The 16,891-nt window shown below is 62.3% G+C and carries 14 protein-coding genes; 8 read left to right on the forward strand and 6 right to left on the reverse strand.

The window, feature by feature from the left end:
- Positions 1-20 precede the first annotated feature (20 nt).
- On the forward strand, positions 21-785 hold the full coding sequence (locus AC1MEK_RS20920) for an IclR family transcriptional regulator (protein ID WP_480398178.1): 765 nt from the start codon (positions 21-23) through the stop codon (positions 783-785).
- Here the strand turns inward: AC1MEK_RS20920 and AC1MEK_RS20925 are convergent.
- The 6 genes from AC1MEK_RS20925 to AC1MEK_RS20950 all read right to left on the reverse strand — a co-directional run bounded on the left by AC1MEK_RS20925 (position 775) and on the right by AC1MEK_RS20950 (position 9,779).
- Positions 775-3,939, reverse strand: a complete 3,165-nt coding sequence (locus AC1MEK_RS20925) for an efflux RND transporter permease subunit (protein WP_480398179.1) — start codon at positions 3,937-3,939, stop codon at positions 775-777. The genes AC1MEK_RS20920 and AC1MEK_RS20925 overlap by 11 nt on opposite strands.
- On the reverse strand, positions 3,936-5,219 hold the full coding sequence (locus AC1MEK_RS20930; protein ID WP_480398180.1) for an efflux RND transporter periplasmic adaptor subunit: 1,284 nt from the start codon (positions 5,217-5,219) through the stop codon (positions 3,936-3,938). The genes AC1MEK_RS20925 and AC1MEK_RS20930 overlap by 4 nt, the downstream gene beginning before the upstream one ends.
- Complete coding sequence (locus tag AC1MEK_RS20935; protein WP_480398181.1) at positions 5,216-6,472, reverse strand: TolC family protein; 1,257 nt, start codon at positions 6,470-6,472, stop codon at positions 5,216-5,218. The genes AC1MEK_RS20930 and AC1MEK_RS20935 overlap by 4 nt, the downstream gene beginning before the upstream one ends.
- A 100-nt stretch (positions 6,473-6,572) precedes the next feature.
- Entirely contained in the window at positions 6,573-6,914 is a 342-nt protein-coding gene (locus tag AC1MEK_RS20940; protein WP_480398182.1) for a hypothetical protein, read from the reverse strand.
- Positions 6,915-7,164: 250 nt separating this feature from the next.
- Positions 7,165-7,914, reverse strand: a complete 750-nt coding sequence (locus AC1MEK_RS20945; protein WP_480398183.1) for a creatininase family protein — start codon at positions 7,912-7,914, stop codon at positions 7,165-7,167.
- A 155-nt stretch (positions 7,915-8,069) separates the two neighbouring features.
- Positions 8,070-9,779: an amidase gene (locus AC1MEK_RS20950; RefSeq protein WP_480398184.1), complete on the reverse strand. Its 1,710-nt coding sequence runs from the start codon at positions 9,777-9,779 to the stop codon at positions 8,070-8,072.
- A gap of 231 nt (positions 9,780-10,010) precedes the next feature.
- Between AC1MEK_RS20950 and AC1MEK_RS20955 the strand changes: the two genes are divergently transcribed.
- The 7 genes from AC1MEK_RS20955 to AC1MEK_RS20985 all read left to right on the forward strand — a co-directional run bounded on the left by AC1MEK_RS20955 (position 10,011) and on the right by AC1MEK_RS20985 (position 16,779).
- Positions 10,011-11,225, forward strand: a complete 1,215-nt coding sequence (locus tag AC1MEK_RS20955) for a SpoIIE family protein phosphatase (RefSeq protein ID WP_480398265.1) — start codon at positions 10,011-10,013, stop codon at positions 11,223-11,225.
- Between the two features lie 2 nt (positions 11,226-11,227).
- A complete protein-coding gene (locus tag AC1MEK_RS20960; protein WP_480398185.1) occupies positions 11,228-11,797 on the forward strand; it encodes a SiaB family protein kinase in 570 nt (189 codons plus the stop codon).
- Positions 11,798-11,815: 18 nt separating this feature from the next.
- Positions 11,816-12,202, forward strand: a complete 387-nt coding sequence (locus AC1MEK_RS20965; RefSeq protein ID WP_480398186.1) for a DUF1987 domain-containing protein — start codon at positions 11,816-11,818, stop codon at positions 12,200-12,202.
- 14 nt (positions 12,203-12,216) lie between these two features.
- Positions 12,217-12,978: a GGDEF domain-containing protein gene (locus AC1MEK_RS20970; RefSeq protein WP_480398187.1), complete on the forward strand. Its 762-nt coding sequence runs from the start codon at positions 12,217-12,219 to the stop codon at positions 12,976-12,978.
- Between the two features lie 264 nt (positions 12,979-13,242).
- On the forward strand, positions 13,243-15,225 hold the full coding sequence (locus AC1MEK_RS20975; protein ID WP_480398188.1) for a methyl-accepting chemotaxis protein: 1,983 nt from the start codon (positions 13,243-13,245) through the stop codon (positions 15,223-15,225).
- Positions 15,226-15,494: 269 nt separating this feature from the next.
- Positions 15,495-15,953: an REP-associated tyrosine transposase gene (locus tag AC1MEK_RS20980; protein ID WP_480398189.1), complete on the forward strand. Its 459-nt coding sequence runs from the start codon at positions 15,495-15,497 to the stop codon at positions 15,951-15,953.
- Positions 15,954-16,299: 346 nt separating this feature from the next.
- Positions 16,300-16,779, forward strand: a complete 480-nt coding sequence (locus AC1MEK_RS20985) for a VOC family protein (protein WP_480398190.1) — start codon at positions 16,300-16,302, stop codon at positions 16,777-16,779.
- The last annotated feature ends 112 nt before the right edge of the window (positions 16,780-16,891 follow it).

Genomic DNA, 16,891 nt, shown 5'->3' on the forward strand with positions numbered 1-16,891 from the left:
TGAATCGACAACGAGCGTCTATGAATACCGAATCCGAAAAAAACCTTTCAGAGCAGGGCAGTAACGCCGAAGGCGGCGTGGCGGCCGTAGACCGCGCGTTCGCCATTCTGGCCGCGTTCAACATCGAGCAGGACTGCCTGACCCTGGCCGAGATTTCCCGGCGCACCGGCCTGTACAAAAGTACCATCCTGCGCTTGATCGCCTCGCTGGAAAAAGCCGGTTTCGTGCGGCGCCAGAGCGACGGGCGTTACTCGGTCGGGCCTGAGCCGCTGCGCCTGTCGCAGCTGTACCAGGCCTCGTTCCGCTTGCGTGACGTGATTCATCCGTTGCTCGAATCGATCACCGAAGAAAGCGGCGAGACCTCGTCTTTCTATGTGCTGGAAAACGGCAGCCGCGTGGTGCTGTTTCGCGTCGAGCCCAAGCGTGCAGTGCGGGTGTCGGTGCTCGAAGGCGCGCGTTTTCCGCTGCAGGCCGGCGCGTCAGGAAAGATTCTTCGGGCGTTCTCACGCAATGTCGACCCGGCACTGTCCGAGGTTCGCGAGCGTTTCTGGGCCTGCTCATTCGGTGAACGCGATCCGGAAACCACGGCCGTATCGGTACCGGTGTTCTCGATGGGTTTCGAATTGAAGGGCGCGCTGACCTTGTCCGGGCCGTCCGATCGCTTGCTCAAGGAGCACATCGAACACGCCGCCTCCATCCTGCTGCGCAACGCGGCCATTGCCACCAGCGCGCTGGGTGGCAATGACGCGGAACTGCGCGAGGCGCTTAGACGCCTCAATCCCTGACCGTTAAAGGCTCCCGCTCAACTCCCTGATTGCGTCGGCGCTCACCTCGCATCAGCCGATAGGCAGCGGGCAGTACCAGCAGCGAAAGCAACGGGGCCGTAATCATGCCGCCCACCATTGGCGCTGCGATGCGGCTCATGACTTCGCCCCCGGTGCCACCGCCCAGCAGAATGGGCACAAGACCTGCGAGAATCACCGCCACGGTCATCGCTTTGGGTCTGACGCGCTGCACTGCACCCTGACGAATCGCTTCATCAAGGCCTTGATCGGAGCGGTCGCCAGCGCTCTGGCGCTCGGCCCAGGCGTTCTTCAGGTACAGCAGCATGATGACGCCGAACTCGGTGCAGACACCTGCCAGCGCGATGAACCCGACGCCGGTGGCCACCGACAGGTTGTAATCGAGCAGGTAGAGAAACCACACCGCGCCAGTGAGCGCGAAGGGCAGTGTGGCCATGATCAGCAGCGCCTCGTCGACTCTGGAAAACGTCACATACAACAGCACAAAGATGATCAGCAAGGTGGCGGGCACTACCAGCTTGAGCCGGGCGTTGGCTCTTTCCAGAAACTCGAACTGGCCTGAATAGCTCAGGCTCATCCCCGGTTGCAGCTTCACCTGCTGGCTGATCGCCTGGCGCAGATCGCTGACCACCGACGCGAGATCCCTGCCACGGACATCGATGTACACCCAGCCGGACGGTCTTGCATTCTCGCTCTTGAGCATGGGTGGGCCGTCTGTGACTCTGATTTTTGCGACCATCCCCAGGGTGATCTGGCTGCCTTGGGAGGTGTAGACCGGTAGTCGCTCAAGGCCCGATACCGAGTCGCGCCACTCCCGGGGATAGCGCACGTTGATCGGGAAACGGGCAAGCCCTTCGATGGTCTCTCCAACGTTCTGGCCGCCAATGGCGCCGGCCACGATGGCTTGCACGTCGGCGATGTTCAACCCATAGCGAGCCGCCGCCTGGCGATCGATATCGACATCGATGTAACGCCCCCCCGTCAACCGCTCTGCAAGGGCGGAGCTGACACCTGGCACCGTTTTGGCGACCCCTTCCACCACCTGGGTCACGGCATCGATCTGAGGCAGGCTTGAGCCAGCGACCTTGATGCCGATGGGGCTCTTGATTCCGGTGGCCAGCATGTCGATCCGGTTGCGGATAGGCGGGATCCAGATGTTGGTCAGGCCCGGGACCTTCACGATGCGATCCAGTTCTTCCACCAGCTTTTCCTGCGTCATGCCTTCACGCCACTGGTCCCGGGGTTTGAACTGGATCGTGGTTTCAAACATTTCAAGCGGTGCCGGGTCGGTGGCGGTTTCGGCTCGGCCGGCCTTGCCGAATACGTGCTCGACCTCCGGGACCGCCTTGATCAGCCGGTCGGTCTGTTGCAGCAATTGAGCGGCTTTCTGCGCCGAAAGCCCCGGCAGCGCGGAGGGCATGTACAGCAGATCACCTTCATCGAGCGGGGGAAGGAACTCTCCACCCAGCCTGGAGAGCGGCCACAACGCGCTTGCGAACACCAGCGATGCGAGCACCAGCGTCGTTTTAGGGCGTCTGAGCACCCCGTCCAGCATCGGCTGGTACACCCGGATCAACAGCCGATTCAGCGGATTGCGTTGTTCATCAGGCAGTCGGCCGCGAATCCAGTACCCCATCAACACGGGCACCAGCGTAACGGACAGGCCCGCCGCCGCGGCCATGGCGTAGGTCTTGGTGAAGGCCAGCGGCCCGAACAGGCGACCCTCCTGGGCCTGGAGCGTGAACACTGGAATGAATGACAGGGTGATGATCAGCAGGCAGAAAAACAGGGCCGGACCGACTTCCGTTGCCGCTTCGGTCATGACCTGCCAATGGCGCTCTCCCTTCAATTCCTGACCCGGATGAGCGACGTGCCAGGCCTGGGTTTTCTTGTGGGCGTTTTCGATCATGACCACGGCGGCGTCGACCATTGCGCCAATGGCGATGGCAATGCCGCCCAACGACATGATGTTGGCGTTGATGCCCTGATAGCGCATGACGATGAACGCAATGAGCACCCCCACCGGCAACGAGATGATCGCCACCATTGACGAACGCAGGTGCCAGAGAAAGACCACGCAGACCAACGCCACCACGATGAACTCTTCGATCAGTTTGCGGCTGAGGTTTTCCACGGCCCGGTCGATCAGCTTGCTGCGATCGTAGGTGGTGACGATTTCCACGCCCGCCGGCAGGCTGCTTTTGAGCTCTTCGAGCCTGGCCTTGACCGCTGCGATGGTCTGACTGGCATTCTTGCCGCTGCGTAACACGACGACGCCGCCCACGGTTTCGCCCTGGCCGTCGAGCTCGGACAGGCCCCGACGCATCTCCGGGCCCAACTGCACGGTGGCGACATCGCCAAGGGTGACCGGAACGCCCCCGCTACCCAGCTTCAAGGGGATGGCCCGAAAATCATCCAGTGTCTTCAGATAGCCTGACGCTCTGACGATAAATTCGGTTTCAGCCAGCTCCAGCACTGCACCGCCTGTTTCCTGATTGGCCTTGCCGATCGCCGTGCTGACGTCCATCTGGGTGATCCCCAGGCTGGCGAGCCGGATCGGGTCGAGCACGACCTGGTATTGCCTGACCATGCCGCCGACCGTGGCGACTTCCGCAACGTCAGGCAGGGTCTTGAGTTCGAACTTGAGAAACCAGTCCTGGAGGGCCCGCAGCTGTGAAAGGTCATGCCCGCCGCTGCGATCCACCAGCGCGTACTGATAGATCCAGCCGACGCCTGTCGCATCCGGCCCCAGCGCAGGCTTTGCGCTGTCAGGCAGGCGGCTCTGTACCTGGCTCAGGTATTCCAGCACCCGCGAGCGGGCCCAGTACGGGTCGGTACCCTCTTCGAACAGCACATACACGAAGCTGTCGGCAAAAAACGAGTAGCCGCGCACGGTCTTTGCCCCCGGCACCGAGAGCATGGTCGTGGACAGCGGGTAGGTCACCTGGTTCTCGACGATCTGCGGGGCCTGGCCAGGGTAAGGCGTGCGGATAATCACCTGAACATCGGAAAGATCGGGCAATGCGTCGATGGGCGTGTTTTGCAGCGACCAGATACCCCAGCCTGTCGCGAACAGCGTCGTCAAAAGGACCAGGAAACGGTTGGCCACTGACCATCTGATCAGAGAGGCAATCATGGCTGAGCCTCCTGCCGGCCCATGGCGCCGGGCATCCATGCAGTACCATCTAACTCGCCGTCGTCCGGGGCGACAATGCCTTTGAGGCTGGCCTCCGAGTCCAGCAGAAACTGTCCGGAGGTGACGACTTTCTGGCCTTCTTCAAGACCTTGCCTGATCTCGGTCCTGCCATCGATTTCCTGGCCTGGCCATACCTGCACTGGGCGATAACGCCCCGAACCCTGTGCAAGCATGACCAGCGCCCGGTGCCCGGTGCGAATGACCGCTTCGCTTGGCACCCACAGAACACTGTGTTCACTGGAGCGGGTCAGGCGAACCTGAGCAGAAAGGCCCGGCCTGAGTTGCCCATCGGTATTGGGCAGTTCGACCCGCACGCGCAGGGTGCGGCTGTCGGGGCGGGTCTGCGGCAGGATTGCACTGACGTTGCCGGTCAGCGGTTTGCCGGCAAAGGCCGGGAAGTGCGCCTGAACCCTTTGTCCTGTCTTGACCCATGCCGCTTCCGATTCAGGGACGGCCACTTCCATCCACACGGTGCTCAAGCCATTGACGCTGGCGAGCGTCTGGCCAGCCGCCACGGTCATGCCGAGTCGCACATTCAGCTCCTGCAACACACCGCTGATCGGCAAGTCGATGGTCACATTAGGTTGAACCTTGCCGCTGCGTTCCACCTGGGCGATCAGAGACGCAGGCATGCCCAGAAGCCGAAGCCGTTGTCTTGCCGCGTGCAAAAGTTCGGTATCACCCTGGGTCTTGAGGGCGAGAAATTCCGTCTGGGCGGCGGCCCAGTCCGGCACGAGAATCTCCGCCAGTGGCGTGTTGGCGGTCAGGACATCGCCCGGGGCATGGGGATAGACGCGTTCGACAAATCCGTCGGTGCGCGCCTGTACCACGGCGATATCGCGCTCGTTGAACGCCAATACACCGGTGACGTCCAGCGTGGAGTCCAGTACACCTCGCGTGACGACGCCCAGGCGAAGTCCCAGGTTTTGCGTCAGGCTGGGGTCGATGCTGAGCGCAGCGGTATCTCCGGCATCATTGGCGTACCGAGGAACCAGCTGCATGTCCATGAAAGGGGATTTTCCAGGCTTGTCGAATTGCTGCTGGGGAAACATGGGGTCGTACCAATACAGCGCCTGGCGGTCTTTTGCCTGATCTGCAGCAGACGCCATCGTCGATGTAGACAGCATGGCGCCCGGCGATCGGGCGAACCAGTAACCGCTCGCGATCCCCGACGCCATGGCCACGCATGTCAGAACGGTCACTTTCCATGGTCGGTTCATGGGCGCTGCTCCGAGTAGGCAAAATAAAGACGTGCGCTGGCCTGGGCGCGCTGTTCTTCCATGTCGATCTGTCTGATCCGTGTTTCGATGAGTTCACGGCGGGCTGCGATCACCGTGTTCACATCGCCCTTGCCGGCGCGATAACTGGCCAGGGTCAGTTCGACCTTCTGTTCGGCCAGCGGCACCAGACGCTCTCGGCTGCGTTGCACGGCGCGGTCCAGCCGGGTGTAGTCAGCGACTTCGCTCTCCAACTGCTCGCCGTAGGTTCGGATCGAGGTCTCGCGCTGCGCCTGCAGCTGGCTGAGCTCTGCCTGGCGGGCGGCGATCTTCGGGTTTTGCCGAGTGCCGGGAAACAGGGGCAGATCCCAGGAAAACTGCACACTGACCATGTCGCCGAACTGGCGATTTCGGTGCTGATAGGCCACCTCCCAACCCCAGTCCGAGCGCTTCTCCGAGATGGCTTCTTGCACCCTGGCCTCAGCCTCGCGGGTCATGGGGGTGAAGGCAGCCAGTGCGGGATGGTGTTCAAGCTGACGGGAATAACCTGGCGAGTCGATTGGCCAATCCGGCCAGTGACCCACCGGCTCGTCGTCTCCTGCGGGACCGATCCAGCGTTTGAGGGCCGCGCGTGCCTGCGTCCGACGCAGATCAAGGTCGTCCTGCTGTTGCTCGAGAAGCGCCGCTTCCTGTTTGGGCGACACGGCGTCAGCAGGTTGTGCCCGGCCACCGGCGATCTGCGCCCTGACCGTTTCGCTGAGTAGACGGTTTTCCTTGTAGAGCGCCTGAAACAGTTCATTCCTGCGCTCGACCGAGTAACTGCTGATCCAGGCCATTGCGGTCGATTGCCGCACATTCAGCCGTTCAATCTGCCGTTCTGCAGCCGCGCGTTCGACCGTGGCATTCGCGACTTCGACCCGGGCTTCGCGTTTATCGCGGTTGGGCACCTGCTGTCTGATGCCGATCATTCGCATGGTCATGAAATCATCGTCGATGCTCCAGCGATTCGGGCCGTTGATCGGGTAATTCTGCAGCCCGGCGATCAGTGTCGGATCCGGCAGTTCGCCCGCGGGTATGGCCGCATGGGTGGCGGCTTGAAGGTTGGCATCTTGTGCGGCGAGCGAGGGCGCTTGGGTTTCGGCAAGTCGCAGCGCCTGCTCCAGCGTCAGCGTATCGGCGAAACCCGGCAAGGCAACGACACTCGTCACCAGCGCGACCATGGCAGGCCAGCCGGTGCAGTAACACTTGGCGTTCATAGGGGTGATTCCTGTGTGAGCATTCCCTGTGCGCGACGGTTGAACGCGCGCAGTCAGTCCGCATCGTCGAAACGCTGCGGGGCTTGAAGTCAGTCAGGATTCAAACGCATGGGGGGCGCCATACGCCGTGGGAGGTTCGTGTGGGCGCGTGGTCGTTCGCCGGGATCAGCGTCACAGCAGTCAATGGGTTAACGGGTGGTTCGGTACAAGACATTTGCAGCACGCCACCTGACTTGCATTCCAGGCCCGGCTTGCAGGGCTTGCCATGGTCGTCAAGCATGTCCATGTCGTTGCAGCAGTCCATCCCCATGTCACTCGTCATCGCCGCACCCGGGGTGATCATCGGGCAGGGTTGCGTCGGTGACTGAACGCCCGCCATCCCTGTGAGGGGAAGCGTCAGGCTGATCAGCAGAATGAGGCATAACCGCAGGTAGCGTTTCATACGACAACACGTCGGAGAACGAGGGCATCGGTATTGAGATGATGTTTGCCTGACCCGAACCAGGCGTCTGGCTCTGTTAAAACAACAGAGAGGGATTAAACCAACATTACAGCGCCCAGGAGGGCCGGCAGGGCGAGTGTGTCGTCATCTTTCCGATGCGATGGAGCGCTGCCCGAGAGAGGAGTGGAGCGACAGGAGGCATCAACCTGACGGTCGAGGTGCAGACCGTCAGGCGAAACGACCTCGGGTTTCAGCCCGGAGTCACTTCTCGGCTGAACGCCTCCAGCTCCTTGACCAGGCTCTGCGCCGCCAGCCTGACCAGTTCGCCGCCTTTCTCGGGGCTGGCCAGGTCCGGGTCCGAGCCCATGCGCCCGTCCGGGAAGCGGGCGCGGAAATCTTTGGCTTCGCGGATCGGGCCCATCGGCGCGATTTGCGGGGAGTAGGGCGCTGACTTGATCGAGTCCGGGTAGGCCCACTGGGTCACGGCGATTTCCGAAGGGGTGGCGTGTACGCCATGGCCGGTGGGGAATTGCTCGTTGGCGAGTCTGGTCACGCCTTCCAGGTCCCACCAGTTGCAGAGTTTCAGGGCAAAGCCTGCGGGGCGACGGGCGAAGCTGGCTTCGGCGTACAGCTCGGAGAAGGCTGCTTCGATCGAGGCAATGTTGCCGCCATGGCCGTTGAGGAACAGGATCTTTTCGAAGCCGTGCCCGGCCAGCGAGCGGACCCAGTCGCCGATGGCGGCGATGAAGGTCGAGGGCCGCAACGAGATAGTGCCGGGGAAGCCCAAGTGGTGCTGGGCCATGCCGATGTTGAAAGTCGGCGCGACCAGGATGTCGGCGTTTTTCTCGGCCTCCAAGGCGATGATCTGCGGGCACATCCAGTCGGTGCCGAGCAGGCCGGTGGGGCCGTGTTGCTCATTGGAGCCGATGGGCACCACGATGGTACGGCTGCGGGTCAGGTACTGCTCGATCTCTTGCCAGGTCGACAGGTGCAACAGCATGGTGAGGTCCTCGTTCAGGCAGGTCCGTTCTTGATGACGGTGGGGGCGTTTCTGGAAGGTGAAGGGTGAATGTCACATGCAGGCGCGCAGCGGGCAATGACACCTAAGTACATCCGGGGCTGAAACCGTTGCAGTTCCAGCCCCGTGCGGCAGCGTTATTTTGCCGACAACGGCGGCGTGCGTGGCGGCACCAGGCGCTTGCTGCCGGTGGCTTCGAAGGCCGAGGCCAGGCGCAGTAGGTTCGAGTCGTCATAGGCGCGGCCGGCGAAGGTCAGGCCCACCGGCATGCCGATGTCCTGCATCACACCCATCGGCACACTGACCGTGGGCACGCCCAGGTGACGAATGGCGAGGTTGCCGTTGGCCACCCACACGCCGTTGCTCCAGGCGATATCGGCCGATTGCGGATCAATATCGGCATTGGCCGGGGCCACGTCGGCAACGGTCGGGAACAACACGGCGTCGAGTCCTAGCCCGTCCATCCACTCTTCGAGGTCCATGCGCCGGGTTTTTTCCAGGCCCAGCAGGCCGTCCTTGAGCGTCGAGATCTCATTCCACGGGGTGATGCCGCGCTCGGCCATGCGCACGTATTCGTCCATGCCGGCGGCCAGGTCACCTTCGCGGTTGGGCAGGGTGCCGGGGTCGTGGGGGAAGATTTTCGGGCCGTCCACGTCCACCAGACGGTTGAGCTTCGGATCGCCGTTGGCCTGCAGGAAATCATCGAAGGCCCAGGCGCTCAGGTCCCACAGTTCGTGGTGCAGGAACTCCTTGGAGACGATGCCGCGGTCGAACACGGTCGGTGCGCCGGGGCGGTCGCCTTCGCAGTTGGAGACCAGCGGGAAGTCCACTTCGATGACTTCGGCGCCTGCCGCTTCCAGCGCTTTGCGCGCCTGTTCCCACAAGCCGATCACCGAAGGCCGGGTGTGGATGCGCTGTCCGGTCGGGCCGCCGATGCCGGGTGCTTCGCTGGTGCCGGCTTCGAGGTCGGCATTGATGTACATGCGCGGCACGCCCAGGCGCTTGCCCTTCAGGGCATCGGGCTGTGCGGCGAGGTCGGCGTAGGCGGCGGGGCGCACTTGGGCGACCGGTGGAATCTCCACCCAGGGTTGCAGGCGCCACAGGTCGCCTCGGGTATCCGGGTCTTCGGCCACCACCACATCGAGCACTTCCAGCAGATCGGCCATGGTCCGGGCGAAGGGCACGACCACGTCCATGGTCGGGGTCAGCGGCCAGTTGCCGCGCACCGAGATCACGCCGCGCGATGGGGTGTAGGCGCACAGGCCGTTATTGGACGCAGGGCCGCGGCCGCTCGACCAGGTTTCTTCGGCCAGGCCGAACGCGGCAAAGCTGGCGGCCGTCGCGGTGCCCGCACCGTTGGACGAACCGGAGGCGAAGGGCGCGGTGAGAAAGTCACCGTTGTACGGGCTTTCGGCGCGGCCATAAACGCCGCGCTGCATGCCGCCGTTGGCCATGGGTGGCATGTTGGTCTTGCCCAGGCAGATGGCGCCGCCTGCACGCAGGCGCTCGATGGTGAAGGCGTCACGCTGGGCGACCAGATCGGCGAAGGCCGGGCTGCCCGAAGCGGCCGTCAGGCCCTTGACCAGGTAGCTGTCCTTGGCGGTGTAGGGGATGCCGTCCAGCGGGCCGAGTAACTGGCCCTTGGCGCGGCGGGCGTCGGAGGCCTGGGCTTCCTTGAGCGCTTCTGGGTTGCGCACCACCACGGCGTTCAGCGCGGTGGCGGTTTGCGGGCCGTCGTAGGCGTCGATCCGGGCCAGGTACGCCTGCACCAGTTCGACCGCCGTGGTCTGCCCGGACTCCAGTGCCGCGCGCAGCTGGGCTATGGAAACTTCGGTCACTTCAATCATGGGGGCCACCGCCATTTGCTGGTCTTTGAGGATGTCAGAAGGTTGTGACGGGTCAGCGTAGGCGACCCGGATGCGGTATTTAACACCAAGTGCCCTGAAGTGGCTATAAGTTCGATTTTTATCGGGTTTGTGAAGCGCTTTTCTGTAACATCACTTTAATATCACCCTGCTAACGTGCTCGCTTTCGTCTGGTGCGGTAGTACGAAAATGCAGGCAGAACATTTCACATTCATGCGCCCCAAGTTGCCCCGGGATCATCGCTGCGCCGGTGATCTGTGCAATGAAGTGCCGGGCATCGATTCGGACAGCACCAACGGCCGCGTCATGGAAATCTTCAGCGCCCAGCGCGACATGGCCTGTCTGGCGGTGGTCGAGGGCGAGCGCCCGATCGGCCTGATCAACCGCAATATTTTCCTGTCGCAGATGAGCAAGCCGTTCCATCGCGAGCTGTACGACAAGAAAAGCTGCATCGCCTTCATGGACAAGGAACCCTTGGTGGTCGATGCGCAGATGAGCATCGAGGAGCTGACGTTCAAGACCGTCGAATCCGGCGAAAAGGCCCTGGCAGACGGTTTCATCGTCACCCGCAACGGGCGCTTCGCAGGGCTTGGCAGCGGCCTGGAACTGATGGCGGTGGTGGCGGCGATGCAGGCCGAGAAAAATCGCCAGACCATGCAGAGCATCGAGTACGCCAGCGTCATCCAGCGCGCCATGTTGCGCGCCTCTCGCGATGCCCTGACTTCGACCCTGGGCGACGCCTCGTTGCTGTGGGAACCGCGGGATGTGGTGGGTGGCGACTTCTATCACTTCTGCGCCTACCCCGACGGCTGGTTCGGCGCCATCGCCGACTGCACCGGCCACGGCGTTCCGGGGGCGTTCATGACCCTGATCGCGTCGTCGTCGCTGACCCAGGCCCTCGGCCAGATCGGCCCGCGCGATCCCGGCCAGTTGCTCTCAGCGGTCAACCGCAGCGTCAAGGAGCTGCTGGGCCAGGTCAACGGCCTGGACGGCACGCCCGAGTCCGACGACGGCCTGGACGCGTCCTTCTTCTGGTTCGACAACGCCACTCGCACCCTGCATTTCGCCGGCGCGCGCATGGCCCTGCACGTGTTGCACCCGGACGCCGAACAGCTGCAGACCATTGCCGGCCAGCGCGTGGGCGTGGGTTACGTGGCCAGCGAATTCGATTACCAGTGGACCGTCAGCCCCGTGCCCATGCAGCGCGGCAGCCTGATGTTCATCACCACTGACGGCCTGACCGACCAGATCGGCGGCCCAAAGAAGATCGCCTTCGGCAAACGCAAGGCGTTCGACACCATCGTGCAACACCGTCACCAGCCCTCTGCCGCGATCTGCGAAGCCCTGCAACGCACCCTGGCCGACTGGCAGGCCGAACAGAGCCGGCGTGACGACTTGACCCTATTCTGTGCCCGTATTCAGGAATGACGATGTTCAACTCACCGGCTGCTCAGCAGGACTGCACCTTTTTCGATCTGGCCCAACAGCGCAACGTGATCTTCTATCACATGGGCTATTTCTCCCATCACATCGTCTCGGCGATGGCTGAAGTCGTGAAGCTGCAGCTGGAAATTTCCGGGGTCAGCGGGCCGACGCGGCGCAAGCTGTTTTCCTCGTTCGTCGAGTTGTCGCAGAACATCATCCATTACTCGTCCGATGCCCTGAGCGCCTCGGTCAGCGAGGAGTCGGGCCTGCGTCAGGGCGCGGTGTGCATCAGCACCGATGGCGAGCGCCACCTGATGCTCTGTGCCAACCCGATTGCCACCGCCGACACCGAGCGGCTGCGCGCCAAGCTCGAGCCGTTGCGCAACATGACCATCGAAGAAATCAAACAGGCCTACAAGACCTCCCTGCGCGCCGAAACCCCGGAAGACAGCAAGGGCGCGGGCCTTGGTTTCCTGACGATGGCGCGGGACGCCAGTGCACCGCTGGAATTCGATTTCCATCCGCGGGCCGATGACCCGGACACCACTCTTTTTTGCCTTAAAGCCACTATTTGAAACGAGCGACGTTTAGCCATGGACAACTTCTACATCGAAGCAACGGCCACCTCCCCGGAAATCGACTTCCGTTTCGACCAGAATCTGCTGTCGATGAAAGGCGAGTCGTACCCCGAGAACGCCGCGGCTTTCTACTCGCCGGTGGTGCAACAGCTGCGTGATTTCCTGGGCACCCGCGACGGCCAGAACATCACGGCGAACATCGCGCTGGCTTACTTCAACAGTTCCAGCACCAAGATGCTGTTCAGCATTTTCGATGCGCTGGACCAGGCCGCTGAAGCGGGCAACACCATCGAAGTGAACTGGTATCACGAAGAAGAAGACGAGACGATTTTCGAGTTCGGCGAAGAGCTCAAGGCCGACTTCACCTCCATCGTCTTCAACGACTGCCCGATCACCACTTGACACAGGAGATGCTCATGGCCGCTTCAGTCGCATCGCGCACTGTTTCCAGTGACCCGGCGCCGGATCTGTTCACCAGCGAGGCCCAGGCACTTGAGCATGTCCGGTCGATCCTGGCGCAGCCTGACGCCGATGCCCAAACCTATCGTCAGTCGCTGTCGGAACTGGCCACGCATTACGAGCGCCTGATGCGTGAGACGCGCCGCCTGATCGGCCGCAGCGACCGTGCCGAGCGCGAGATGAACGCCCTGAACATGCAGTTGCAGACCCTGGCCCGCCAGCTCGAATACCGCGCCACCCACGACGCCCTGACCGGCGTGCTCAACCGTGGCGCGATCATCGAGATGACCACCACGGCGCTGCTCAACACGGGCGCAGTGATGATCGTGCTGGACATCGATCACTTCAAACAGGTGAACGATGAGTTCGGTCACCCGGCGGGCGATGCGGTGATCCAGGGCATCGTCGGCTGCCTGCGCAAGATCGTCGGCGAGACCGCCGCCATTGGCCGGGTGGGCGGGGAAGAGTTTACCGTGCTGATTCCCGGTGGCGAGCTGCAGGAGGGCGTGCACATGGCCGAAGCCATGCGCCAGGCCGTGGCCGAGCACGTGTTCCCGCATCCGGTGAATCGCAGCATCACCGCCAGCTTCGGCGTCAGCGCCAACCCGGTCGGCACCCGTTTCGATGACGCTTATGGCCTGGCCGATACCGCGCTGTATCACGCCAAGCGCACTGGCCGAAATCGTGTGCAAGTGGCTGATGATTCTTCCGATAGTTAACGCTTCAAACAATAACCCCACGCATTAAAGGGCGACCCGACTTTTATGTCGGGTCGGTCAACTTTTTCAAATTCCTGCGATTATTTCAAAACTTCGAATTGCCTCTCAGTGCCAAACGACGCTGCGCAATGCTATTGCGCACCGGATTGGTGCGGGTATATGCTGGCACATCGATATCAAACAAATAATAAATTAGGCAGGGCAGCCTCGATTGCATATCCGCGCGGCCTTGCCAGCGTACTTCTATGCCATTCGAGAATGTAAATGTCTAATCGCTCTTTGCATTTCAAGTTGTTCTGGACCGCTCTGCTCGGCGCCATGGCGGTCATGCTGCTGTTGTTGGGGGCCATTGCCTGGATTGCCTACGGTAATGCCGTCAAGGAAAACGCAACATTGGTCGACACCATCGTGCGGGCCAATGCCAAAGAAGTGGAAGTTGAACTCGGTGCCGGTTATTCGGTGGCCGATGCATTGTCCAGTGTTGCCAGCGCATTGCAGCAACAACATGTCGATCGCCAGACCGCCAATGCCGCCACTCGCGAACTTCTGCAAAACAACCCACAACTTCTGGGCCTGGGCCAGTATTGGGAAGCCAATGCGTTCGATGGCAACGACAGCGAGTTCGTCAACCAGGCGGACCATGATGCGACCGGGCGTTTCCTGACCTACTGGAACCGCACCACTGGCGCCATCAAATCCGAGCCGCTGGTGGGCTACGTGCCCGAGAGCGCCGACAACCAGTATTACTATCGCCCGTTGCACACCGGCAAGCCCTGGGCCTCGGAGCCTTACGCCTATCGCACCGCCAGCGGCCAGCAGTTCATGCTCGCCTCGCTGATGGTGCCACTGCTGCAAAACGGCAAGGCGGTGGGGGTGGCGGGGGTCGACATTCCGCTGGAAGGCATCAACCGGCAACTGGCGAAGATCGATGTGTTCAAGGGCTATGGCGCGCTGGTGTCCAGTGACGGCCTGTACGCCAGCCATCCTGATGCCAAGCGCCTGAGCCAATCAGCGGACGATCTGCCGAGCGCGGCGCGCCAGGCGATCAAGGCCGGCCAGCCCTACAGCTTCGAGAGTGGCGGCTGGAACTATGTGCTGCAACCGGTGCGCATCGGCAAGGCGCCCAACACCTGGGCGTTGATGGTGGCGTATCCCCAGGCCGAGGCCATGGCCGGGATCAATCACTTCCTCTATACCGCGGTGCTGGTGGGCCTGGCCGGGCTGCTGATTCTGGCGGTGGTGCTGTGGCAATTGCTTGGCTGGCAGATTCGTCCGCTGTCCGGCTTGACCAGCGGCATTCAGGGCTGGAGCGGTGAGCTGGGGCTGCGTTTCGAACAGCGCAGTGCCGACGAAACCGGCAAGCTGGCGGGGGCCTTCAACCAGTTCATTGGCAAACTGGGCGACCTGGTGGGCACCATTCGCCACAGCAGCGGCGCGCTGATACAGATTTCCGATCACCTGGGCGACACCACCAAGGCCGTTGCCGACCGGGCCACCACTCAGCACACCGCCACCGAGGAAATGGCCAGCGGCGTCACCGCCCTTGCGCATTCGGTCACCGAGATGGCGCAACAGGCCGAGGATGTGGAGCAACTGGCGCGCAACACCGAAGTGCTGACCGCCAACATCTCCCAGGACATGACCCAGACCCTGGCCGGCATCACCCATATCGACCAGACCATGGACATGGTCGCAGGCTCGGTGAGCGACCTGGAAAAACGCTCGCAACAGATCGCCGGCATCATCGCGGTGATCCGCAGCATCGCCGATCAGACCAATTTGCTGGCGCTGAACGCCGCCATCGAAGCGGCGCGGGCAGGGGAGCAGGGCCGTGGTTTCGCGGTGGTGGCCGATGAGGTTCGGCAACTGGCCGAGCGCACCAGCCGTTCAACTGGCGAAATCGGCGAGATGATCGGCGCCATCGGCTCCGACGTGCGCAACACCGTGGCCAACGTGCAGCAGGTCGGCGAAGCGGTGCGCACCGGCGTGACCCAATTGACGACCTCTTCCGAAGGCGTCGAACAGATCCGCCAGCACGCCCGCGACATCCTCACCCGCATCAGCGAAGTCGCCCGCCAGACCCAAAGCCAGGCGGCCACGGGCGAGCAGTTGTCAGTGGCGATCCAGGGTGTGAGCCGCATTTCCGAACAGAACGACCAGGCCATCCGCACCTTGCTCGACCAGTCGGTGGAGTTGCGTGACCAGGCGGGGTCGTTGAACCGGCAGTTGACGCAGTTCAGGGATTGATCGATTCCCATCAGGCGTGCGGTCGAGGTCGACTCATCGACCGCATTCGCCAGCAAGCCGGCTCCCACGGCCTGCGGCCAGAAGCGGTTTCGACTGCCTGGGCGGGTACGTCGAGATGAAATGAATACGGATTGCTTCTGGCCGAAGGCCGTGGGAGCCGGCTTGCTGGCGAATGCGATCGGCCATTCACATCCGGAAGCAGACTTTGGACATCAAGATTTGCCTGCATCGCTAGCCTTGTCTCAAGCCAATGGGGCGCGGAGAAGTGAATGCACAAATCAGCGGAATCCAGACGGTTGCGTACGGGCCGTCATTCTCAATCCGGTCAGATTTATCTGATCAGCGCCGTCACCGAAAATCGTCAGCCATTCTTCAGTGATCTGAGGGCGGGGCGGCTCCTGGTTCATGAGTTTCGTCGGGCGCAGATCCATGGTCAGGCGGATTCGCTGGCGTGGGTCATCATGCCGGATCACTTTCACTGGCTGATCGAACTCAAGCAGGGCAGTCTTGAGGCCTTGGTCCTCGCAATCAAGTCTCGCGCGGCAAGGGCGGTCAATGCTCATCTGGGGAGGTCCGGATCGTTCTGGCAACGAAGCTTTCATGACAGAGCGATTCGCAAGGAGGATGACCTGGCAGGCGTAGCGCGCTACGTCGTGGCCAATCCGATCCGAGTCGGGTTGGTTACTAGGGTTCACGACTATTCGTTGTGGGACGCGCGATGGGTGTAGTGCGGCTGAGCTTATCGTAAAGCTCACCGCAGAGGGTGTTCTCTCTATCGCATTCGCCAGCAAGCCGGCTCCCACAGGGACAGAGCCGGTCATAAGCAGAACCGTGGGAGCCGGCTTGCTGGCGAAGCGATAGTTCGGGCAACACAAACCGCTCGCCGGGCAAACATAGAATCTGCCACGGTTCCAGTATCGACAAAGGAATTTCGGTTAATGCCATCACTGTGGGAGCCGCCTTGGTGGCGAATGCGGTCGCCTTGCTGCGCAGGTTGATCAGACGGCACGCGCTCGTCAGCCACCTCGGCGTCTAGACTCACCTCTCCATCCCCTCCAAATGTGGAGAGTCCCCATGCAAGCCAAAAACACTATCTGCCTCTGGTACAAGGGCGATGCCCTGGAAGCGGCGGAATTTTATGCCAAAACATTTCCGGATAGCCGCGTCGATGCCGTGCACCTGGCGCCCAGTGACTACCCTTCAGGCAAGGAGGGCGATGTGCTGACGGTGCAGTTCACCGTGATGGGAGTCCCGTGTCTGGGCCTTAACGGCGGGCCTGAATTCAGCCACAGCGAGGCGTTTTCGTTTCAGGTGGCGACCGACGATCAGGCCGAAACAGACCGCTTGTGGGACGCGATCATCGACAACGGCGGGCAGGCCAGCGTCTGTGGCTGGTGCAAGGACAAGTGGGGGCTGTCGTGGCAGATCACGCCCCGGGTGTTGACCCAGGCCTACACCAGCGCCGACAAGGCTGCAGCCAAGCGTGCCTTCGCCGCGATGATGAACATGACCAAGATCGACATCGCGGCGATCGAGAGCGCCGTCAAAGGGTAACGGGCGTAGGCGCTGCTGGCACTTTGGGATAATCTCCGGCGTGCGCCGGGGAAGGGCTGCACGCGCAGGCTTTCCCTTTTTCCTGCACCAGGGCTTGAAACGGAAATCAGAA

Source organism: Pseudomonas sp. 2, from assembly GCF_056627435.1.